General features: G+C 75.4%; 17 protein-coding genes. 13 read left to right on the forward strand and 4 right to left on the reverse strand.

Annotation, left to right across the window (positions count from 1 at the left end):
• Positions 1 to 160: 160 nt before the first annotated feature.
• Positions 161 to 1225, reverse strand: a complete 1065-nt coding sequence (locus ACFYNO_RS40620; RefSeq protein WP_388023671.1) for a MinD/ParA family protein — start codon at positions 1223 to 1225, stop codon at positions 161 to 163.
• A 460-nt stretch (positions 1226 to 1685) separates the two neighbouring features.
• Between ACFYNO_RS40620 and ACFYNO_RS40625 the strand changes: the two genes are divergently transcribed.
• Positions 1686 to 2048, forward strand: coding sequence for a hypothetical protein (locus ACFYNO_RS40625; RefSeq protein ID WP_388023674.1), 363 nt, complete (start codon positions 1686 to 1688; stop codon positions 2046 to 2048).
• Between the two features lie 205 nt (positions 2049 to 2253).
• Positions 2254 to 2826, forward strand: coding sequence for a sigma-70 family RNA polymerase sigma factor (locus ACFYNO_RS40630; protein ID WP_388023708.1), 573 nt, complete (start codon positions 2254 to 2256; stop codon positions 2824 to 2826).
• Positions 2827 to 2848: 22 nt separating this feature from the next.
• Here the strand turns inward: ACFYNO_RS40630 and ACFYNO_RS40635 are convergent, their stop codons facing one another.
• Complete coding sequence (locus ACFYNO_RS40635; protein ID WP_388023677.1) at positions 2849 to 5659, reverse strand: BTAD domain-containing putative transcriptional regulator; 2811 nt, start codon at positions 5657 to 5659, stop codon at positions 2849 to 2851.
• 267 nt (positions 5660 to 5926) lie between these two features.
• Between ACFYNO_RS40635 and ACFYNO_RS40640 the strand changes: the two genes are divergently transcribed.
• From ACFYNO_RS40640 to ACFYNO_RS40650, 3 genes are all read left to right on the forward strand, one after another.
• Complete coding sequence (locus ACFYNO_RS40640; protein WP_388023679.1) at positions 5927 to 8581, forward strand: BTAD domain-containing putative transcriptional regulator; 2655 nt, start codon at positions 5927 to 5929, stop codon at positions 8579 to 8581.
• A 71-nt stretch (positions 8582 to 8652) separates the two neighbouring features.
• Positions 8653 to 9792, forward strand: a complete 1140-nt coding sequence (locus ACFYNO_RS40645; protein ID WP_388023681.1) for a GAF domain-containing sensor histidine kinase — start codon at positions 8653 to 8655, stop codon at positions 9790 to 9792.
• Complete coding sequence (locus ACFYNO_RS40650; protein ID WP_388023683.1) at positions 9785 to 10444, forward strand: response regulator; 660 nt, start codon at positions 9785 to 9787, stop codon at positions 10442 to 10444. Before ACFYNO_RS40645 ends, ACFYNO_RS40650 begins: the two co-directional genes overlap by 8 nt.
• Positions 10445 to 10467: 23 nt before the next feature.
• Here ACFYNO_RS40650 and ACFYNO_RS40655 read toward each other — a convergent pair whose 3' ends face one another.
• Positions 10468 to 11274 carry a hypothetical protein gene (locus ACFYNO_RS40655; protein ID WP_388023686.1) on the reverse strand — a complete coding sequence of 269 codons (807 nt, stop codon included), beginning with the start codon at positions 11272 to 11274 and terminating at the stop codon, positions 10468 to 10470.
• A 183-nt stretch (positions 11275 to 11457) separates the two neighbouring features.
• Between ACFYNO_RS40655 and ACFYNO_RS40660 the strand changes: the two genes are divergently transcribed.
• The 6 genes from ACFYNO_RS40660 (at position 11458) to ACFYNO_RS40685 (ending at position 17187) form a co-directional block, all read left to right on the forward strand.
• A complete protein-coding gene (locus tag ACFYNO_RS40660; RefSeq protein WP_388023688.1) occupies positions 11458 to 12249 on the forward strand; it encodes an ABC transporter ATP-binding protein in 792 nt (263 codons plus the stop codon).
• A 162-nt stretch (positions 12250 to 12411) separates the two neighbouring features.
• Positions 12412 to 12783, forward strand: a complete 372-nt coding sequence (locus tag ACFYNO_RS40665; protein ID WP_388023711.1) for an NfeD family protein — start codon at positions 12412 to 12414, stop codon at positions 12781 to 12783.
• Positions 12784 to 12850: 67 nt separating this feature from the next.
• Complete coding sequence (locus ACFYNO_RS40670; RefSeq protein ID WP_388023691.1) at positions 12851 to 13918, forward strand: SPFH domain-containing protein; 1068 nt, start codon at positions 12851 to 12853, stop codon at positions 13916 to 13918.
• Between the two features lie 124 nt (positions 13919 to 14042).
• Positions 14043 to 14801 (forward strand): sulfite exporter TauE/SafE family protein, encoded by a 759-nt coding sequence (locus tag ACFYNO_RS40675; protein ID WP_388023694.1) that lies wholly within the window; start codon positions 14043 to 14045, stop codon positions 14799 to 14801.
• Positions 14802 to 14915: 114 nt separating this feature from the next.
• Complete coding sequence (locus ACFYNO_RS40680) at positions 14916 to 15218, forward strand: 4a-hydroxytetrahydrobiopterin dehydratase (RefSeq protein ID WP_388023697.1); 303 nt, start codon at positions 14916 to 14918, stop codon at positions 15216 to 15218.
• A 64-nt stretch (positions 15219 to 15282) separates the two neighbouring features.
• Positions 15283 to 17187, forward strand: a complete 1905-nt coding sequence (locus ACFYNO_RS40685) for a PQQ-binding-like beta-propeller repeat protein (protein ID WP_388023699.1) — start codon at positions 15283 to 15285, stop codon at positions 17185 to 17187.
• A 36-nt stretch (positions 17188 to 17223) separates the two neighbouring features.
• Here ACFYNO_RS40685 and ACFYNO_RS40690 read toward each other — a convergent pair whose 3' ends face one another.
• Positions 17224 to 17739 (reverse strand): HNH endonuclease, encoded by a 516-nt coding sequence (locus tag ACFYNO_RS40690; RefSeq protein ID WP_388023702.1) that lies wholly within the window; start codon positions 17737 to 17739, stop codon positions 17224 to 17226.
• 129 nt (positions 17740 to 17868) lie between these two features.
• Here ACFYNO_RS40690 and ACFYNO_RS40695 point away from each other — a divergent pair, with 129 nt between their 5' ends.
• Both ACFYNO_RS40695 and tyrS read left to right on the forward strand, forming a co-directional pair.
• Positions 17869 to 18504, forward strand: a complete 636-nt coding sequence (locus ACFYNO_RS40695; RefSeq protein ID WP_388023705.1) for a DNA-3-methyladenine glycosylase — start codon at positions 17869 to 17871, stop codon at positions 18502 to 18504.
• A gap of 133 nt (positions 18505 to 18637) precedes the next feature.
• Entirely contained in the window at positions 18638 to 19903 is a 1266-nt protein-coding gene (gene tyrS / locus ACFYNO_RS40700; protein ID WP_388023714.1) for a tyrosine--tRNA ligase, read from the forward strand.
• Positions 19904 to 20386: the final 483 nt, after the last annotated feature.

Consider the following 20386-nt stretch of genomic DNA (forward strand, 5'->3'; position numbering starts at 1 on the left):
CGGCGCGGGGGGGGCCCCCCCCCCCGGGGGGGGGGTGGGCGCGTGTGGCGGGGCCGGCCGGGCCCCCCCCCCCCGCGGGGGGGGGGGGGGGGGGGGGGGGGGGGGGGGGGGGGGGGGCGCCCCCGCCCCCCCCCCCCCGCCACCAGCGGCTGACGCCCCGTCAGTCCGCCATCGCGTCCCCGGTCAGCGCCGCCAGTTCGGTGAAGGCCGCCCGGGTGCGGCCGCGCAGGCGGTCCAGGACCGGGTCGCCGCCGTCCGCGAGGTGGGCGTCGGCGGGGACCAGCAGGACCGAGCGGAAGCGGCCGGCGAAGTGGGCGGAGAGCTCCTCGCCGGGCAGGGCGCGCTCGTTGCCGCGGACCGGGGCGACCACCAGCAGGCCCGCCGCGACCCGGTCGGCGAAGCCCTCGGCGGCCAGCCAGCCGAGCAGCGCGTCCGTGCCGGCCGCGCCCCGGACGGTGGCGCCGGCGCAGATCACCAGCTGGTCCGCGGCGGCCAGGGCGGCCCGCACGGCGGGGGCGCCGCCGCCGGGGTCGGTGAGCACCACGGGGTACTGGCTGGCGGCCGCGTCCAGCAGCCGCCGGTGCCCGGCCTCGTCGGCGGCGCCGGAGGCCAGCAGCTCCAGGCCGCTCGGGCGAAGCTCGGTGAAGCGGCGGAAGTCCTGGTGGGTGGGGGCGGCGGGCAGCCCGACCGGGCCGGTGCCGGTGCCGAGCGCGAGCGCGATCACCCGGTCCGGGCGGTGGGCGGCGAGCAGGTCGCCCAGCAGCGTGGTGGTGACGGTCCGTCCGGTGCCCGGCCCCGCGCCGAGCACCGCGACCCGGTGGGCCCGCCGCAGCGGGGTGCGGATCCGCTCCGCCTGCCGGGCCGGCTCCCGCTCCCGGTCGCCGCCGCGGGTCAGCCGCTCCGCCGCCGCGGCCAGCCGCCGCCCGCGCGGCAGCCGGCGGCGGACCAGCCGGTCGGCGCTCAGCTCGAGGTCGGCGGCCCGGCCCAGCGAGGGGTCGGCCTGCGGGGCCGGCGCAGGTGCCGCCGCGGCCGGAGCGGCGGTCGGGCGCGGCGCGACCACGGCGCGCACGGCCGGCGGGATCAGCACCGTGCCGAGCGGGTCCAGCGGCCGCAGCGGGCCGAGCGGTTCGGGCCAGGCGTCCGGCGCGTAGTCCGGCGAGCTCCCCACGAGCCCGCCGGGCGCCGCCCGGAGCACCACCGCGGCCGTGCCGCCCTGACCAGTCATCGCCTGCTCCGCCCTCTCCGCGCGACGCACCGCCCCGCAAGGCCCCCAGCCGGCCGGAGGGGGTCCGGCCGGCCGGGGCGAACCCGGAGTGCCGTGCGCGCGCCGGGGAAGCGCCACGCGGTCCGACGAGGCCCCAGCGGAGGGACCCCGGTCCGGCCCGCCCACAAACGGACCGTCCCGCTCCGGTGTCCGGCTCCGCCCACACGGTGCCGTTCCGTACCGGTAGACGGCCGGGGGGCACCGCCGCGTTCACCTGATCGGCGGCCGCCGGGTCCGGTCGGTGGAATTCCGGGTGAACCCGGCTACTTCCCGGTACCGTCCTACGGATGGCGGCCCGGATGGCACGGCTGCCGCGGCCCGGTGACAGGGCGGTGGCGGCCCGTGCGGCCTTGGTGCGGTGGCCGGGGCGCGGCCTCGGGGAGTGCGGAGCGAGGTCCCGGGGACCGGAGAGAGGGAGCGCATGTCCGAGGACGGGTCGGCGGCCAGAGCCCGTCAGCTGATCGCGGACCTGATGACCGGGCCGGCCGAGGCGCTGCCCGGCCTGCCCGGACTGGCGGTGCCGCCGGCGCCGGCCGCCGAGGTGGTCGCGGCGGCCCGCCGGGTGCTGCACGGTCACAGTGACGCCGTGGAGGAGCGTCCGGTTCCACCGGTCGCGCTGCTCCCGCTGGCGGCGGCGCTGGTGGTGGACGAGCACCCGTCGGCGCGCTGCTGGAGTCGGCAGGAGCGGGCCGAGGTGCTGGGCTGGGTCGCGGTGCTGATCGAGCGCCAGGGCGAGGACGGGGTGCAGCGGCTGCTCGCCGAGCTGCTGCCGGACCGGGCCTGAGCGGCCCGGACGGCCCCCGCCAACGACGCGCCGCGCCGCTGACGCGGCGGCGTTGGCCGGTCCTTGGCGCGACGTTGGCGGTCGCGGCGAACCTGGTGACCGGCGGGATCGGGCACTACCCCTGGTGCCGGATCCCGCCCGGCCGCCCACACGGCCGGTTCGAGCAGCAGCCCCCCAGACTGGACCGAAGAGGTAGCGCGTGACCATGCAACCTGCCGTCCCGACCCAGCCCCGGTCGGCACGTCCCACGCTCGACCAGGAGACCCTGGCCGAGCTGTACCGCCTGCACGGCGGCTATCTGCTGCGGGCGCTGCTGCGGGTCACCAACGGCGACCGGGGCAAGGCCGAGGACATCCTCCAGGAGACCCTGCTGCGCGCCTGGCAGCACCCCGAGTCGATCTCCCGCGGTGCCGCGCAGAGCCGCCCGTGGCTCTTCACGGTGGCCCGCCGGATCGCCATCGACCACTTCCGGATGGCGGCCGCCCGGGCCCAGGAGGTGGCCGGCGAGGTGCTGGAGGACCGGCCGGTGGCCGACGACCCCTACGAGGCCGTGCTGGCCGGGCGGGACATCTCGGCGATGCTGGACACCCTGCAGCCGCACCACCGCGAGGTGCTGGTCGAGCTGCACCTCGAGGACCGCTCGGTGGTGGAGACCGCGGAGCGCCTGGGGGTGCCGCCGGGCACCGTCAAGTCCCGCAACTTCTACGCGATCCGGGCGCTGCGCCCGGTGCTGGCCGCGCAGCGCGAGTACGCCCCGACCCCCGCGCCCGCGGCCTGACCCGCCGTCGGCCAACGGACCGTCACGGTGCGTGCAGCGCCCGCTCCACCCGGGCCAGCAGGTCGGTGACCGCCGCCGCCAGGTGGCCGTGCGAGCGGTAGAGGCTGATCGCCGAGCGCAGGTGCTCGGCGGCCTCCGCCTCCCGCCCCTGGCGCAGCAGGAACTCGGCGTAGGACTGCTCGGCGGCCGCGTGCAGGTGCAGGAAGCCGGCCTGCCGGCAGATCGCCAGCAGCTCCGACCAGGCCGCCTCCGAGGCCTCGAACTCGCCCAGCAGCTGCAGCGACTGCGCCTCGCTGAGGATCGCCCAGGCGTGCACGGTGGCCGACGGGTGGGCGGCCAGCAGGGCTCTCGCCTCGCGGGCCCGGGCCAGCCCGGTGACCGGGTCGCCGGCCAGCACCGACATCGAGGCGGCGTAGGCCAGCGTGGCGCCCACCCGTTCGGGCGGGTCGCCGACCCGGGAGAGCGCCAGCGCCCGCCCGGCCAGCCGCTCCGCCTCGGCCGGCCGCCCCGCCACCGCGGTGGCGAGCGCCAGCGTGAAGAGCACCCGGACGTGCACGAACCCGTCCGCCGGGGTGGTGTTCAGCAGCGCCCGCTCGCCAAGCTCGACCGCCTCGACGATCCGCTCGACGCCGATCAGCGCATTGGCGATGTTGGCCTCCAGGGCCGCCACCGCGCGCGGGTTGCCGGTCCGCTCGGCCGCCCGCAGCCCGGAGCGCAGGTAGCCGAGCCAGTCGATCAGCCGGCTGGAGCCGTAGTAGAGCCCGCTGGCCACCATCGCCAGCCGCCAGGCCCGCTCCGGGTCGGCCTCCGCGGCGGCGGCCACCAGCGAGCGGATGGTCGGCTCCTCGGAGACGAACCAGACCAGCGCGGCCCGGGCGTCGGCCGGCTGCGGCAGCGCCCGCGGCGGGTGGGCGAGCGGGCCGTACGACTCGTGGCCCGGGTCCAGGTGCTCGTTGCAGTGCCGGGCCGCCGCCAGGTAGTAGTCCAGCAGCCGGTCGGTGCTCTGCCGGCGCAGCGCGGCCGGCAGCTCGCCGAACAGCTCCATGCCGAACAGCCGGATCAGGTCGTGCCGGGTGTAGCGGCCGGGGGTGGACTCGCTGAGCAGGTGGTAGGCGGCCAGCTCGCCGAGCGCCGCGCGCGCCGTGCCCAGGTCGGTGCCGAGCAGCGCGGCGCCCGCGTAGGCGTCCACCTCGCGGCCCGGGTGGGCGGCCAGCAGGGAGATCAGCTGACCGGCCGTCACCGAGAGGTGGCGGTGGGTCAGGGCGAGCGCGGTGCGCACGCTGACCGCGCCGTGGGTGTCCAGCGAGCGCAGCCGGGTGCGCTCGTCGGAGAGCTCGGTGACCAGGTCGGCGATGGTCCAGCCGGGCCGGGCGGCCAGCCGGGAGGCGGCGATCCGCAGCGCCAGCGGCAGCTGGTCGCAGAGCGCGGTCAGCTGCTGGGCGGCGGCCAGCTCGGCCCGCACCCGCTCGGGGGTGAGGCTGCGCTCCAGCAGCCGCAGCGCGTCGTCGTCCGGCAGCGCGGCCAGCCGCAGCAGCGCCGCGCCCTCGGTGACCACCAGGTCCTCCAGGGTGTTGCGGCTGGTCACCACGGCGGCGCCGGCCTGCCCGGCCGGCAGCAGTTCGGTGACCTCCTCGGCGCCGCGGGCGTTGTCCAGCACCACCAGCAGCCGCAGGCCCTCGGTGGTGGCCCGGTAGAGCGCGGCCCGCTCCGCCCGGTCCTCCGGGATCGCCGACTCGGCCACCCCGAGCGCCTTGAGGAACTGGGCCAGCACCTCGCCCGGGTCGGCCGGGCCGGCCGGGTCGAAGCCGCGCAGGTCGACGAAGAGCTGGCCGTCCGGGAAGCCCTCGGCCACGGCGTGCGCCCAGCGGATCACCGTGGCGCTCTTGCCCGCGCCGGCCGGGCCGACCACCAGGGCCAGGCCGTCCCCGGTGCGGTCCGGGCCGCACTCGCGGTCCAGCCAGACCGACTCGCTGCCCCGCCCGACGAAGCCGGCGGGCTGCCGGGGCAGCTGCCGGGGCACATTGGCGCGCGGCGTGCCGGAGTCGGCGGGTCCGGCGAAGGCGGCGAAGGCGGGGACCGGCGGCGGAACGATCTCCTCCGCTTCCTCTCCGGCCCGCAGCACCTCGGCCAGCGCGGCCTGCAGCGCGGCCCCCGGCACCACGCCCAGCTCGGCCGCCAGCCGCTCCCGGGCGTGGTGGTAGACCGCCAGCGCGTCGGAGAGCCGCCCGGCCTGGTGCAGACAGCGGATCAGCAGCGCCACCACCGGCTCGCGCAGCCCGTCCGCCCGCACCCGCTGCTCCAGCGCCGGCACCGCCACCGCACCGCTGCCCAGCCGCAGCCGCCGCTCCGCCCAGGCGGTCAGCACCGTGGTCCGGGCCGCGTCCAGACGGTCCACCAGCGACTGCCGCAGCTCGGTGTCCGGCAGGTCGGCCAGCGCCGCGCCGGTCCACAGGCCCAGCGCCTCCTCCAGCAGCTCCGCCGCCGGGCCGTCCTGCGCCTGCTCCTCGGCCGAGGCCGCCAGCGCCTCGAACCGCCGCACGTCGATCAGTTCGGCGCCGCCGGTCAGCAGGTAGCCCGGTGCCCGGGTCAGCAGCTCGAACGGCGACCCCGCCAACAGCTTGCGCAGCGCGGCGACATGACCCTGCAGCGCGGCCCGCGCGCGGGCCGGCGGATCGTCGCCCCAGAGCAGCTCGAAGAACCGCTCGATCGGCACCACCCGCTCGGAGCGCAGCGCCAGCAGCGCCAGCACCGCCCGCCGTTGGGCACCCCCCAATTCGGTCGGCCTGCCGTCCGCCGTGCGCAGCTCCACCGGTCCCAGGAGCCGGATACCCATGACGTTCCCCACCTCGACAGGCCCGGCGGCCCGGGCTGCTCCCTCGGCGGTCAGTGTAGGCCAGCCCGACGTGGCCACCTCAGCTGCCCTGAACGGTCTGGTTCACACCCCTACCTGCGAGGACACCGGCCGGGCCGCCCCCGGCGGGCTCGACCGGCGGTCCGCGGCCCTATCCTTTCAAGCGGTCGAACAGGGCGGGAACCGGGCGCCCCCGCCCGAGCGACCCCGTTCCTGAGAGGTCGTCCACCGTTCGCAGGGAGGGTGCGGATGCGGATCAACCTGCTCGGGCCGATCACCGTGCAGACCGACTGCGGAGCCGCGGTCACCCCCAGCGCGCCCAAGCGCCGGGCGCTGCTCAGCGCCCTCGCCCTGGAGACCGGCCGCCTGGTGCCGACCCACCAACTGCTCGACACCGTCTGGGAGGGCAGCCCGCCGCCCACCGCCCGCGCCGCGCTGCACGGCCACATCGCCGAACTGCGCCGGCTGCTCGACGACCGGCTCACCCTGACCACCCGGGACACCGGCTACCAGCTCGACGGCGACCCCGAACAGGTCGACGCGCTGCGCTTCGAACGGCTCTGCGCCGGCGCCCGGGCCGCCGATCGCGGCGAGGACGCGCTGCCGCTGCTGCGCCGGGCGCTCGGCCTGTGGCGCGGCCCGGCGCTGGCCGACTGCGGCTCCAGCCTGCTGCGCGATGCCGTCGCGCCGCGCTTCGCCGAACTGCGGCTGCGCGCGCTGCAGCAGCTCGGCGAACAGCTCTGCCGGGCCGGCCGGGGCGCCGAACTGGTGGAGGAGCTGGACGCGGCGCTGGCCGCCGACCCGACCCGGGAGCAGCTCGCCGCCCAGCTGATGGACTGCCTGGACCAGGCCGGCCGCCGGGCCGACGCGCTGGCCCTGCACCAGGCCACCGTGCGGCGGCTGCAGACCGAGCTGGGCGCCGCCGAGTCGCCGGCGCTGAAGGCCGCCCGGGAGCGCCTGACGGTCCGCCGGAGCGTCTCCCAACTGCCCCGGCAGAACCGCCGGTTCGCCGGCCGAACGGCCGAGCTGGCCCGGCTGGACGCGGCCACCGCCGACCCGCAGCCCGGCCAGGCCGAACGCCACCCGGTGCTGGTCACCGGCCCGGCCGGGGTCGGCAAGACCAGCCTGGTGCTGCACTGGGCGCACGGCGCCGTGGACCGCTTCCCGGACGGCCGGCTCCACGCCGACCTGCGCGGCTTCGACGAGACCGAGCCGCGCGACCCCGCCGAGGTGCTGGCCGGCTTCCTCACCGCGCTCGGCGTCTCCGAGGAGCAGCTGCCCGCCACCCTGGACGAGCGCTCCCGCCGCTACCGCGACCTGCTGGCCGGCCGCCGGGTGCTGGTGGTGCTGGACAACGCCCGCGACTACGGCCAGCTGGCCCCGCTGCTGCCCGCCGCCGAGGACACCCCGGTCACCGTGATCACCAGCCGCAACCGGCTCGGCGACCTGCTGGTGCAGGCCGGCGCCGTCCCGCTGCCGCTGGACGTGCTGCCGCCCGCCGAGGCGCTGGAGCTGCTGCGCCGGGCGCTCGACCCGCAGCGGGTGGACGCCGAGCCGGTCGCCGCCGCCGAGATCGCCGACCGCTGCGACCACCTGCCGCTGGCCCTGCGGCTGGCCGCCGCCCGGCTCGCCGCCCGCCCCGACTGGACCCTGGGCCACCTCGCCGAGGAGATCTCCGACGAGCAGTCCCGGCTCGCCGCGCTGAGCACGGCCGGCTCCGGCTCCCTGGGCATCGCCGCCACCCTCAACCTCACCCGCCGGGCACTGGGCAGCGACGCCGGACGCTTCTTCGGCTACCTCGGCCTGCACCCCGGCGCGGTGATCGACCCGCACGCCGCCGCCGTGCTGGCCGACGTGCCGCCGGTCGAGGCCCGGATGCTGCTGGCCCAGCTGGACGCCGCCCACCTGGTCGAGGAGACCGCCCCCGGCCTGTTCGCCCGGCACGACCTGGTCCGGCTCTACAGCGCGGGGCTGGCCGCCGAACTCAGCCCCGCCCAGCGCGAGGCGGCGATGGAGCGGATGCTCGGCCACTACCTGGACGCCACCGCCGCCGCCTGCGCCGCCCTCAACACCCGCAGCGTGCTGCCCGAGCGCGGCGCGCCGCCGCCCGGCGACACGCTGCCCGCGCTCGGCACCCCGGGCCAGGCCATCGACTGGTTCCGCCGCGAGGAGCGGGCGGTGCGCGGCCTGGTGGTCTGCGCCGAGCAGCACGGCCGCCCCGCCCTCGCCTGGCAGCTGGCCCACCAGGCCTGCGTGCTCTACTACAACGAGAACCGCCGGTGCCGCGAGTGGCGCACCACCGCCGAGGCCGGCCTGCGCGCCGCCCGCGGCTGCGGCGACACCGAGGCGCTGGTGCGGATGCACGCCGACCTGGCCGTGGTGCAGATCGAGCAGGGCGACTTCGCCGCCGCCACCGCCCAGCTCGACCGGGCCACCGCGCTGGCCGGCCAGCTGGGCGACAGGATGCTGCTGCACCAGTGCCGCACCCGGCTGGCCAACGGCCTGGTCCGGGCCGGCGAGCACGCCCGGGCGATCCCGCTGATGACCGGGATCGTGGCCGACGCCCGCACCGTGCCCGACCCGCGGCTGCTCGCCCAGGCGCTCAACAACCTGGCCAACGCCCTGGTGGTGGCCGGATGCCCGGACCAGGCGCTGGAGCACGCCACCGAGGCGGTGCGGCTGCTCGCCGGACACCCCGAGGACCCCCGGCTGATCATCGCCACCCAGACCCGCGCCGAGGCGCTGCACGCCCTCGGCCGCCACCACGCCGCGCTGGCCGCCGCCCGGCACGCCCTCACTCTCGGCCAGGCCCAGGGCAACCCGCGGATCGAGGCGCTCACCCGGGACTTCATCGCCACCGTCCGCACCGCCCTCCACCAGCAGTCCGGGGGACCAGCGGCATAGGACCGCGGACCCACGCCCGCCCCGCCCGGCGCCCGATCCGCCGCGCCCGTCCGGCGCGCTACCGTGGCCGCATGGTGGAGATCGACGGCGCCGCGATGGACGGCCTCGAGGCGGTGAGCGAGGCCGTGCTCGCGATGAGCGGGCACCTGGAGGTGCGCGAGGTGCTGCGGCGGATCACCGCCTCCGCCCGCAGCCTGCTCGGCGCCGAGTACGCGGCCCTGGGCGTGCCCGACGACCACGGCGGCTTCGCCCAGTTCGTGGTCGACGGGGTCAGCGACGAGCAGTGGAAGGCGATCGGCCCGCTGCCCCGCCAGCACGGCGTGCTCGCCACCATGCTGCACGAGTTCACCCCCACCCGGCTGGCCGACGTCCGCCGCGCCCCCGCCTTCGAGGGCTGGCCGGAGGCCCACCCGGAGCTCAAGGACTTCCTCGGCATGCCGATCCCGGACGGCGAGGAGATCCTGGGCGCGATCTTCCTGGCCAACAAGGCGGGCGGCTTCACCGACCAGGACGAGCGGCTGCTGCGGATCCTCGCCGCGCACGCCTCGATCGCGCTCGGCAACGCCCGGCTCTACGAGCGCAGCCGCGAGCTCACCCTGGTCGGCGAGCGGGCCCGGATCGCCCACGAACTGCACGACGCCGTCTCGCAGAAGCTCTTCAGCCTGCGGCTCACCGTCAAGGCCGCCGCCACCCTGCTCGACCGCGACCCGGCCCGGGCCCGCACCGAGCTGCAGGAGGTGGCCCGGCTCGCCGCCGAGGCCGCCGACGAGCTGCGCGCCGTGGTGGTCGAGCTGCGCCCCGCCGCCCTCGACGAGGACGGCCTGGTCGCCACCCTCGCCTCCCAGGTGCAGGTGCTGGACCGGGCGCACTCCGCCACCGTCTCCTTCGACGAGGACGGCGGCGTGCGCACCCTGCCGCCCGCCCAGGAGGCCGCGGTGCTGCGGATCGCCCAGGAGGCGCTGCACAACGCGCTGCGGCACGCCCGCCCCGGCCGGGTCGAGGTCACCCTGCGCGGCACCGCCGGCCGCGGCGCCCTGCTGACCGTCAGCGACGACGGCCGAGGCTTCGACCCCGAATCGGTCCGCCGGGCCGGCCGCCACCTCGGTCTGGTCTCGATGCACGACCGGGCGCAGACCGTCGGCGGCCGGCTCACCCTCAGCTCGGCCCCCGGCCGGGGCACCGTCATCGAACTGGAGGTCCCCGGTGCCTGAGCAAGCGTCAGCCCGGATCCGGGTGCTGCTGGTGGACGACCACCAGGTGGTCCGGCGCGGCCTGCGCACCTTCCTGGAGGTGCAGGACGACATCGAGGTGGTCGGCGAGGCCGCCGACGGCGCCGAGGGCGTCCAGAAGGCCTGCGAGCTGGAGCCGCACGTGGTCCTGATGGACGTCAAGATGCCCGGCATGGACGGCATCGAGGCGCTGCGCCGGCTCAAGCAGCAGGGCAGCACCGCCCGGGTGCTGATCGTCACCAGTTTCACCGAGCACCGCACCGTGGTGCCCGCGCTGCGGGCCGGCGCGGCCGGCTACGTCTACAAGGACGTCGACCCGGAGGCGCTGGCCGGGGCGATCCGCGCGGTGCACGCGGGCCACGTGCTGCTCCAGCCCGAACTGGCCGGCACCCTGCTGGCCGAGGACGCCCCGCGGGCCTCGCAGGGCCGCGGCTCCACCCTCACCGAGCGCGAGCGCGAGGTGCTGGGCCACCTCGCCGACGGGCGCTCCAACCGGGAGATCGCCCGGGCGCTCAGCCTCTCCGAGAAGACGGTCAAGACCCACGTCTCCAACATCCTGATGAAGCTGGACCTGGCCGACCGCACCCAGGCCGCCCTCTGGGCGGTCCGCCACGGCACCACCGAGGGCGCCTGACGGACCGCCACGGGCCCCCGGCGTCAGCCGCCCGCCTCGTCCGCCAAGGCGTTGTAGGCGGCCACCTGAGCCCGCCGGGCGGTCCGCCGCAGGGGGGTCAGCACCGCCGAGCGGGCGGCCATCTCAGCCGCGCTCACCGCGGAACCGTGCCCGCCCGCCGCGATCGCCAGCAGCGCCGACACCTGCCGGGCCGACTCCAGCACCCGCACCGCCCGCGGCGGGTAGCCCGGCGCCAGCACCCGGCTGTGCCCGCGCCGGCGGTACTGCTCCAGCGCCCGCATCGCCTCCGGGCCCGCCCCGGCCACGTCCAGCCGGGAGAGCAGCACCGTCGCCTCGCGCAGCCCGTCGGCCAGCTCCCGCTCCGCCTCGTGCAGCGAGGGCACGTCGGCCGGCGGCGCCTCCCGCACCTCGTGGCAGTGCCACAGCACCGTCACCGACTGGTCCCCGGGCGGACCGTAGGCCGTGACCTCGGGCACCAGCCCGACCGCCAGGCCGACCGCCAGCACCGCCTCGCCCGCCGCCATCGCCGCCGCGTTGAACTCCGCCGGGCCGGTCAGCCCCAGCAGGTGCCCCTCGGTGGGCAGCGCGAGCCGCAGCCCCTTCGCGCCGAGCACCCGCAGCCGGCCGAGTGCCCAGCTCAGACCATGCTGCTCGCCCGGCTCCGGGTCCCCGGGCAGGCCGGTCACCCGGTGCCGCTCGTCGCCCCCCACCACCTCCTCGACCACCTGGTCGGGCGGGGCGTGGCCGGCCAGCAGGGAACTGCCCCAGGCGGTCAACCGGGCCGAACGGGGTTCGGCGAAGTAGTCGGGAGCGGCGGGAGTCAGTGGCATCCCGCCAGCCTACGGACAACCCGGCCACCTGCGTGGCGTAGGTTTGCCCTGTGCTGCGTCGGCAGCCGCGCGGTCGCGCCCGTGGCCGTGCTCCCTCCCCGCCTACCGGACGGGCGGAGTAGGCTGCCCGGCCGCACCGACTTGTCGACACGAGTGGCATCCGAAGTTGGGGAAGGCAGAGGCATGAGCGACGTGCTGGAGCTGGTTGACGTTTCCGTGGTCCGGGATGGCCGCGCGCTGATCAGCCAAGTCTCCTGGTCGGTGGCCGAGGGCGAGCGCTGGGTGATCCTCGGCCCGAACGGTGCCGGCAAGACCACGCTGCTGCAGGTCGCCAGCAGCTACCTGCACCCGACCACCGGGACGGTCGCGGTGCTCGGCGAGAAGATCGGCTCCGTCGACGTCTTCGAACTGCGCCAGCGGATCGGCCTGGCCGGCGTCTCGCTGCTGGACCGCATCCCGCGCGAGCAGACCGTGCTGCAGACCGTGCTCACCGCCGCCTACGGCATGACCGCCACCTGGCAGGAGGAGTACGAGGCGCTGGACGAGTCCCGCGCGCTGCTGCTGCTCGACCGGCTCGGCATGGGCGGCTACGAGCAGCGGCTCTTCGGCACCCTCTCCGAGGGCGAGCGCAAGCGCACCCTGATCGCCCGCGCCCTGATGACCGACCCCGAACTGCTGCTGCTCGACGAGCCCGCCGCCGGCCTCGACCTCGGCGGCCGCGAGGACCTGGTCCGCCGGCTCGGCGCGCTCGCCCAGGACCCGCAGGCGCCCGCCATGGCGATGGTCACCCACCACGTGGAGGAGATCGCCCCCGGCTTCACCCACGTGCTGATGCTGCGCCAGGGCAAGGTGCTGGCCGCCGGACCGATCGACACCGAACTGACCGCCCGCAACCTCTCGCTCTGCTTCGGCCTGCCGCTCACCCTGGAGCGCCACGGCGACCGCTGGTCGGCCCAGGGCCTGCCGCTCGGCTGATCCCCGACCCGCCGACCCGACGTCAGACGCCGCACAGCTGACCGGTTTCCGGCCGTCCACCTGCGGGAAGCCACCACACCGGATGTCGTTTCCTCCCTAGGATGGGGTTCCGTGGACAGCTGGTTGTGGTGGCTGCTGGTGGCCGGACTGCTCGGCGTGCCGATGGCGGCGACCACGCTGCTGGAGTTCGGGCTCTTCGCGGTCGGCGCACTGGGCGCCGCCGCGGTGGCCGGGCTCGGCGCGGACCTGGTCTGGCAGTTCCTCACCTTCCTGGTGGTCTCGGTCGCCATGCTGGTGGTGGTGCGGCCGTTGGCCTACCGGCGGCTGCGGCGCGGTCCACAGGTCCGGATGGGGATCGAGGCGCTGGTCGGAGCCAGGGCCGTGGTCCAGGAACGGGTCGACGGACAGGACGGGCGGATCAAGCTCAACGGCGAGATCTGGTCAGCACGCACGCTGCACCCCGACCGGGTCTACGAACCGGGCCAGCAAGTGGATGTGATCGAAATCCAGGGCGCCACCGCCCTGGTCGACTAGCCGGCCGCCCGCGCCGGAGCGTCGTGCGAGTCATGGCCAGTCGTTCGAGTTGTCCAGGGGAGACACCGTGGAACCCGTCCTCATCGTGCTGATCGTCCTGGTGGTGCTGGCCCTCTTCGCACTGATCCGGACGATCCAGGTGATCCCGCAGGGCAGTGCGGCGATCGTGGAGCGGTTCGGCCGCTACACCCGGACCCTGAACGCCGGGCTCAACATCGTGGTGCCCTTCGTGGACACCATCCGCAACCGGATCGACCTGCGCGAGCAGGTCGTGCCGTTCCCGCCGCAGCCGGTGATCACCCAGGACAACCTGGTGGTGAACATCGACACCGTCATCTACTACCAGGTCACCGACGCCCGGGCCGCCACCTACGAGGTGGCCTCCTTCATCCAGGCGATCGAGCAGCTGACCGTCACCACGCTGCGCAACATCATCGGCTCGATGGACCTGGAGTCCACCCTCACCTCCCGCGAGGTGATCAACGCCGGGCTGCGCGGGGTGCTGGACGAGGCCACCGGCCGCTGGGGCATCCGGGTCAACCGGGTCGAGCTGAAGGCGATCGAGCCGCCGACCTCCATCCAGGACTCGATGGAGAAGCAGATGCGCGCCGAGCGGGACAAGCGCGCCGCGGTGCTCAACGCCGAGGGCGCCCGGCAGGCCGCGATCCTGCGCGCCGAGGGCGAGAAGCAGGCCGCCGTGCTCAGCGCCGAGGGTGAGGCGCAGGCCGCCGTGCTGCGCGCCGACGGTGAGGCCGCCGCGATCCGCACCGTCTTCGAGGCGATCCACGAGGGCGACGCCGACCAGAAGCTGCTCGCCTACCAGTACCTGCAGACCCTGCCGGAGCTGGCCAAGGGCGACGCCAACAAGCTCTGGATCATCCCCAGCGAGGTCGGCGACGCGCTCAAGGGCCTCGGCGGCGCCTTCGGCGGCCTGACCGGCGCCGGCGCCCCCGGCGGCGGCTCGCCCGCCACCGTGGCCGGCCCGCCGGACCTGACCAAGCCGGCCGCCGACGCCACCGTGCCCCGCCCGGTCGGCTCGGCCAACGGCCCGCGCCCGCTGGACACCGACGACTCCGGCGCCACCCGCCCGCGCACCAACCCCACCCGGGAGTATCCGCAGATCGACCCGGAGTGACCGGGCGTCCCGGGTTCCGTCTCTCATCCTGGAAAGGGCTGGGCACCCGGGAAGCCGTCCGGAATGATCGCGAAGGCCGCCACCATCCCTCCGGGGCGGACACGCGAACAGTAGGGACGAGGCCATGACTCCTTGGGAAGACCTGGCGGTGCTCGCCGCCGGGGCCGGCGCGGGCGCCATCAACGCCATCGTGGGATCGGGAACGCTGATCACGTTCCCGGTCCTGCTGGCGCTGGGCGTGCCGCCGGTCACCGCGAACGTCTCGAACACCCTCGGGCTGGTCCCGGGCTCGCTCAGCGGCGCCTACGGCTACCGCCGCGAACTGGTCGGCCAGCGCGGCCGGCTGCTCCGGCTCGGGGCGGCCTCGCTGGCCGGCGGCCTGATCGGCGCGATGCTGCTCACCAAGCTGCCCAGCTCGGCCTTCGCCGCGATCGTGCCGGTGCTGATCCTGCTCGCCCTGGTGCTGGTGGTGATCCAGCCCCGGGTGGCCCGGGCCGTCGCCGCCCGCGGCGGCGCGAGCAGCCACCCCGACGGCAGCCCGCTGCTGGTCGCCGGGGTCTTCCTCACCGGCATCTACGGCGGCTACTTCGGCGCCGCCCAGGGGGTGCTGCTGCTCGCCCTGATGGGCATGCTGCTCCGCGACGACCTGCAGCGGATGAACGCGGTCAAGAACGTGCTGGCGGCGCTGGTCAACGGCATCGCCGCGGTCTTCTTCCTGTTCACCACGCACATCGACTGGCTGGTCGCGCTGCTGATCGCGATCGGCTCGACGATCGGCGGCCTGGCCGGCGCCAGGATCGGCCGCAGGCTGCCGCCGGTCGCGCTGCGCGGGCTGATCGTGGTGGTCGGCCTGATCGCCGTCATCAAGCTGCTGGTGGACTGAGCGGGGCACACCGGCTGACGGTCCGTCAGTTCCTGCTCCAGGGCCGGTAGGCTCGGCGCCGAGGACCCGCCCGCGGGGGCGGGCCCGGCGACCACGCGGACCGGGAGCACACCGATGAGCAGTACGAACCTCCTCACCGAGGACGAGATCGCCGCCGCGCTGGACGGACTTCCGCACTGGCGGCGGTCCGGCTCGGGGGAGTCGATCACCAGGACCGCCGACGCCGCCGACTTCCCGACCGCGATCCGGGTGGTGGTGGCCGTGGCCGAGGAGGCCGAGCGGCTGGACCACCACCCGGACATCGACATCCGCTGGCGGACCCTCACCTTCACCCTCTCCACCCACAGCGCGGGCGGCCTGACCAGCCTGGACTTCCAACTCGCGGCCCTGATCGACCGGGTGTTCGACACCGTCTGACCGGGCCGCCCCGGAGGGCGTGAGATGCTGGCCCGGCCGGATGCAGTCGGACGAACGGGAACTCATGAGTCAGGACGGGTACGACCAGCAGCACTCCTGGTACCCCACCGACCCGCAGCAGCAGCCCTATCCGGACCCGCAGCAGCACCTCTACGCGGACCACCACCAGCAGCAGTTCGCGGACCCGCAGCAGCAGTACCAGCAGGGCTACGCCGAGCAGCAGCCCTACGGAGACCAGCAGCCCTACGGAGACCAGCAGGCCTACGGTGAGCGGCAGCCCTACGGCGAGCAGCTCTTCGGCGAGCAGGCGGCCCACCCCGGCTACCCCGCCGAGGGCACCGAGCAGCAGCCCTGGGCCTGGCCCGGCTACCAGCAGGGCGACGAATCGGCCTACCCGCAGGAGATCTACGCCGCCCAGACCGCCGCCCTGGCCGCACCCTCCACCGACGCCGAGCAGGCCGGCGACTCCGCCTACCCGCAGGACATCTACGGCGCCGCGACGGCCACCATGGCCGCCGTCCCCGCCGACGAGGAGCAGGCCGAGGCCCCCGCCGAGCCGGCGCCCGCCCCCGGCCGAGCCGCCCGCCCGGGCGGCTCCGGCGGCTCGCTCGCCGACCGCGCCAAGAGCGCCGCCGCCAGGCTGCTCCGCACCGAGGGCACCCCCGACCGCCGCGCCCTGCTGATCCGCAGCGGCGCCGGCGTGCTGGCCCTGGGCGTGCTGGTCACCGCCGGCCTGCTCGCCACCAGCGGCGGCAGCGGCCACCACGGCGCCGCCGCGGCCCCGCCGCCCAGCAGCGACACCGGCTTCGCCGTCGCGCACAACAAGATCTGGACGGCCCAGCCCGCCGCCGCCCCGCAGCAGGGCGGCGACGACACCCTGTCCGGCGGCTGGCTGCTCGCCGACACCGTGGTCCGCGCCGACAGCACCGGCGTGCACGCCTACGACCTGGCCACCGGCAAGCCCACCTGGACGGTGGACGCCCCCGCCCAGGGCGCCGTGCCCTGCGGCCTGTCGCCCACCGTCAACGCGGCCGGCGTGGGCGTCGCGCTCTACCGCACCGGCGCCGACCCCAAGAGCCCCTGCTCGCTGCTGGCCGCCGTGGACACCAAGGCCGGCAAGGCCGGCTGGACCAAGCAGCTCTCCACCACCACCAACCCGTACGCCGCGCACGTCAGCGTGCTCGACGACAAGGTGATCGCGGTCGCCGACGACAAGGTCGCCGCCTGGGCCTCGGCCGACGGCAAGGACCTCTGGCAGTACCCCGGCCCCGGCAAGTACTGCACCCTCAGCGGCGGCGCCGGCCCCACCACTGTGCTGGTGCACGCCAGCTGCGCCGACAGCAGTCCCGGTGACCAGATGGTCGCGCTGGGCACCGCCGACGGCAAGCAGCTCTGGACGCACGGCCTGGACGGCCCGCCGAAGACCGTCACCGTGCTCTCCGCCGACCCGGCCGCCGTGCTCACCACCGGCGACCAGCCCACCGACGCGAAGCTGCTCTCCTTCGGCCAGAACGGCGACCCGGCCGGCAGCATCCCGGTGGTCTCCGACGCCGGCCGGCTGGCCGCCGACACCGGCATCTTCGACCCGGCACCCGCGATCTTCTTCCAGGACCACACCGCCGTCACCACGGTCACCGGCAAGGACGGCAGGACCAGCGTGGTCGCCTACGACCTGACCACCGGCAAGGCCGGCTGGCAGACCCCGGTCGGTGAGAAGGGCAACGTGCGCGCGGTCGGGCTGGACAACGGCTCCCTGGTGCTCGCCACCGAGGAGCGCGTCGACCAGCCCGCCCACCTCAGCCGGTTCGCGCTGAACGGCGGCCAGGAGGCGGTCGGCGGCAACTTCCCGCCCGCCACCGGCTCACTGCTCACCTCCGGCCGGGTGCTGATCGGCGGCGGGCGGGTGCTGGTGATCCCCGAGCACTCCACCCACTTCGGCATCGCCACCGCCTTCCAGGCCAAGGGCTGACGGCCCGGAGCCACCGCGCACGGCCGGCCGGACGCCTCAGGCGGCCGCCGGCTGCGGCAGCCACTGCGCCAACTCCGCGGCCTCGCCCGCCCGCAGGCCCAAGGCCAGCATCAGCGAGGCCTGCGGGGTCGGCTCGAACGGGCGGCGCAGCAGCACCATCCCGGCCTGCTCCGGCGTCCGGTCGGCCTTGCGCTGGTTGTCCTCGGCGCAGGCCGCCACGGTGTTCAGCCAGCTGTCGGCGCCACCGCGCGACCTCGGCACCAGGTGGTCCACGGTGGTCGCCCGCCGGCCGCAGTAGGCGCACAGGTGCTGGTCCCGGACCAGCACGCCGCGCCGCGACCAGGCAGCCCGTTGTCGGAACGGCACCCGGACGTAGCGCCGCAGCCTGATCACCTTCGGCACCGGCACCGACAGGCCGGTCGCCCGCACCGCACGCAGCGGATGGGCCTGCTCGATCTCCGCCTTCTCCTGCAGCACCAGGACCACCGCTCGCTGCAGCGACACCGTCGACAGCGGCTCGTAACTCGCATTCAGCACCAGCGTGTTGCGCACTTCCGGGCACCTCCCCAAGCCGTTGCCGCCGGTCGGCGGACCCGACCACTGTGACCCCGGCGATCGCCCCCCGACAAGGCAATTTCCCCGCTCGGCCGGGCTGTCGGCGCCCCGTCATAGGCTCGGCCCGTGGCCAACGACGACGCCGGCACCCCGCTGCCCCGCACCTTCTACGACCGCCCCGCGCCCGAGGTCGCCCCCGACCTGCTCGGACGCACCCTGCGCTGCACCCTTCCCGAGGGCACGGTCGAGCTGCGGATCACCGAGGTGGAGGCCTACACCGGTCCCGACGACCCCGCCTCGCACGCCTACCGCGGCCGGACCGCCCGCAACGCCGTGATGTTCGGCCCGCCCGGGCACGCCTACGTCTACTTCACCTACGGCATGCACTTCTGCGTGAACATGGTCTGCGGCCCGGCCCTGCATCCCGGCGGGGTGCTGCTGCGCGCGGGACAGGTGACCGGGGGAGCGGACCTGGCCGGAAAGCGCCGCAGCAGCAGCCGCCGGGAGCACGACCTCGCCCAGGGCCCGGCCCGGCTCGCCGTCGCCCTCGGCATCGACCGCGCCCAGGACGGCGAGGACGTGGTGGCCGGCCCGGTGCTCCAGCTCTTCACCGGCACGCCGCCCGCGCCCGAGCTGATCCGCAGCGGCCCGCGCACCGGCGTCGCCACCGGCGCCGACACGCCCTGGCGGTTCTGGATCGACGGCGACCCGACCGTCAGCCCCTACCGTGCGCACGTCCCCCGCCGCCGCCGCACCGGCTGACCTTCCGGCCTGCCCGACGGGCTCACCGGGTGAAACCCGCTGGCGCCGACCGCGTACCCTCGGACACGCTGGACCCAGCCATCCCACCGCCCCGCCGACGGGCGGCGCGGACCGACCAAGGAGAACCGTGACCGTGACGGACATCGTCGACGAGCTGACGTGGCGCGGGCTGATCGCCCTCTCCACCGACGAGGACGCTCTGCGCAAGGCGCTCGCGGACGGCCCGGTCACGTTCTATTGCGGCTTCGACCCGACGGCGCCCAGCCTGCACCTCGGCAACCTGGTCCAGCTGCTCACCATGCGGCGGATCCAGGACGCCGGCCACCTGCCGCTCGGCCTGGTCGGCGGCGCCACCGGCCTGATCGGCGACCCCAAGCCGACCGCCGAGCGGGTGCTCAACGCCCCCGAGACGGTCGCCGCCTGGGTGGACCGGCTGCGGGTGCAGGTCGGCAAGTTCCTCGACTTCGAGGGCGAGTTCGCGGCCCGGCTGGTCAACAACCTAGACTGGACCTCGGGCCTGTCCGCGATCGGCCTGCTGCGCGACGTCGGCAAGTACTTCCGGGTCAACCACATGATCGCCAAGGAGGCGGTGGCCCGTCGGCTCAACTCCGACGCGGGCATCAGCTACACCGAGTTCAGCTACCAGATCCTCCAGGCCATGGACTACCTGGAGCTGAACCGCCGCTACAACTGCACCCTGCAGACCGGCGGCAGCGACCAGTGGGGCAACCTGACCGCCGGTACCGAGCTGATCCGCAAGGCCGAGGGCAAGTCCGTGCACGCCCTCGCCACCCCGCTGATCACCAAGGCCGACGGCACCAAGTTCGGCAAGACCGAGTCCGGCACCATCTGGCTCGACCCCGAGCTGACCACGCCCTACGCCTTCTACCAGTTCTGGCTGAACGCGGACGACCGGGACGTCTCCAACTTCCTGCGGATCTTCTCCTTCCGCTCGCGCGAGGAGATCGAGGAGCTGGAGCGGGAGACCGCCGAGCGCCCGCAGGCCCGGCTGGCCCAGCGCGCCCTCGCCGAGGAGCTGACCACCCTGGTGCACGGGGTGGACCAGTACGAGCGCGCGGTCGCCGCCTCCAAGGCGCTGTTCGGCCAGGGCGACCTGGCCGAGCTGGAAGACGCCACCCTGGCCGCCGCCCTCGCCGAGGTGCCGCGGGCCGAGGTGGCGGAGCTGGCCCCGATCGCCGACCTGCTGGTCGCGGTCGGCCTGGCTCCCAGCCGTTCGGCCGCCCGCCGCACCCTCAAGGAGGGCGGCGCCTACCTCAACAACACCAAGGTCGCGGACGAGGACGCCGTCCCCGCCGAGGCCGACCTGCTGCACGGCCGCTGGCTCGTGCTGCGCCGCGGCAAGCGCAACCTCGCCGCGGTGGAGCTGGTCAAGAACTGACAGCTCCTCACTCCACCGGCCGCTGAGACTCGGTCAGGTGGCCTGAAACAGCTCCCCGTTGAGCTGGTACGACACCCCACAGGGGCCGGATCCGGTCAGATCCGGCCCCTGCGTGTTTGACGTTGCCGCCCAGCTGGCCTAACGTAGTCCGAGTCGCCAGAACCGGGCGGACGCGAGGGACAGCCGAGAGGCCGGCCCGAATCCGTTCGGAGCGACCATCACACTTACTGATTTACCAACCACGCTCTTTTCCTTTCGGAATCGGCATGGTCCGGACCAGTGCCGGAAATACGGTAGAGTGACGGTCGCCGCGAAAGCAGAAAGCGGCCCTGGCCAGCCAGGTGAGCGGAAAAAGCGAAAAGCTGGATCTGCTAAGCTGGAAACACGAAAGAACGAAGCGCCCGGAGAGAACGCGAGAGCGGGATCGAAGGAAGTGTCCGTTCCTTGAGAACTCAACAGCGTGCCAAAAGTCAACGCCAGATA

Origin of the sequence: Kitasatospora sp. NPDC006697 (assembly GCF_042869935.1) — a bacterium.
Classification (GTDB): Bacteria; Actinomycetota; Actinomycetes; order Streptomycetales; family Streptomycetaceae; genus Kitasatospora.

Bases quoted from the DNA above. Each gene is read 5' to 3' on its own strand.
- ACFYNO_RS40620 (WP_388023671.1), bottom strand. From the start codon at position 1,225: ATGACTGGTCAGGGCGGCACGGCCGCGGTGGTGCTCCGGGCGGCGCCC.
- ACFYNO_RS40625 (WP_388023674.1), top strand. From the start codon at position 1,686: ATGTCCGAGGACGGGTCGGCGGCCAGAGCCCGTCAGCTGATCGCGGAC.
- ACFYNO_RS40630 (WP_388023708.1), top strand. From the start codon at position 2,254: ATGCAACCTGCCGTCCCGACCCAGCCCCGGTCGGCACGTCCCACGCTC.
- ACFYNO_RS40635 (WP_388023677.1), bottom strand. From the start codon at position 5,659: ATGGGTATCCGGCTCCTGGGACCGGTGGAGCTGCGCACGGCGGACGGC.
- ACFYNO_RS40640 (WP_388023679.1), top strand. From the start codon at position 5,927: ATGCGGATCAACCTGCTCGGGCCGATCACCGTGCAGACCGACTGCGGA.
- ACFYNO_RS40645 (WP_388023681.1), top strand. From the start codon at position 8,653: ATGGTGGAGATCGACGGCGCCGCGATGGACGGCCTCGAGGCGGTGAGC.
- ACFYNO_RS40655 (WP_388023686.1), bottom strand. From the start codon at position 11,274: ATGCCACTGACTCCCGCCGCTCCCGACTACTTCGCCGAACCCCGTTCG.
- ACFYNO_RS40660 (WP_388023688.1), top strand. From the start codon at position 11,458: ATGAGCGACGTGCTGGAGCTGGTTGACGTTTCCGTGGTCCGGGATGGC.
- ACFYNO_RS40665 (WP_388023711.1), top strand. From the start codon at position 12,412: ATGGCGGCGACCACGCTGCTGGAGTTCGGGCTCTTCGCGGTCGGCGCA.
- ACFYNO_RS40675 (WP_388023694.1), top strand. From the start codon at position 14,043: ATGACTCCTTGGGAAGACCTGGCGGTGCTCGCCGCCGGGGCCGGCGCG.
- ACFYNO_RS40680 (WP_388023697.1), top strand. From the start codon at position 14,916: ATGAGCAGTACGAACCTCCTCACCGAGGACGAGATCGCCGCCGCGCTG.
- ACFYNO_RS40685 (WP_388023699.1), top strand. From the start codon at position 15,283: ATGAGTCAGGACGGGTACGACCAGCAGCACTCCTGGTACCCCACCGAC.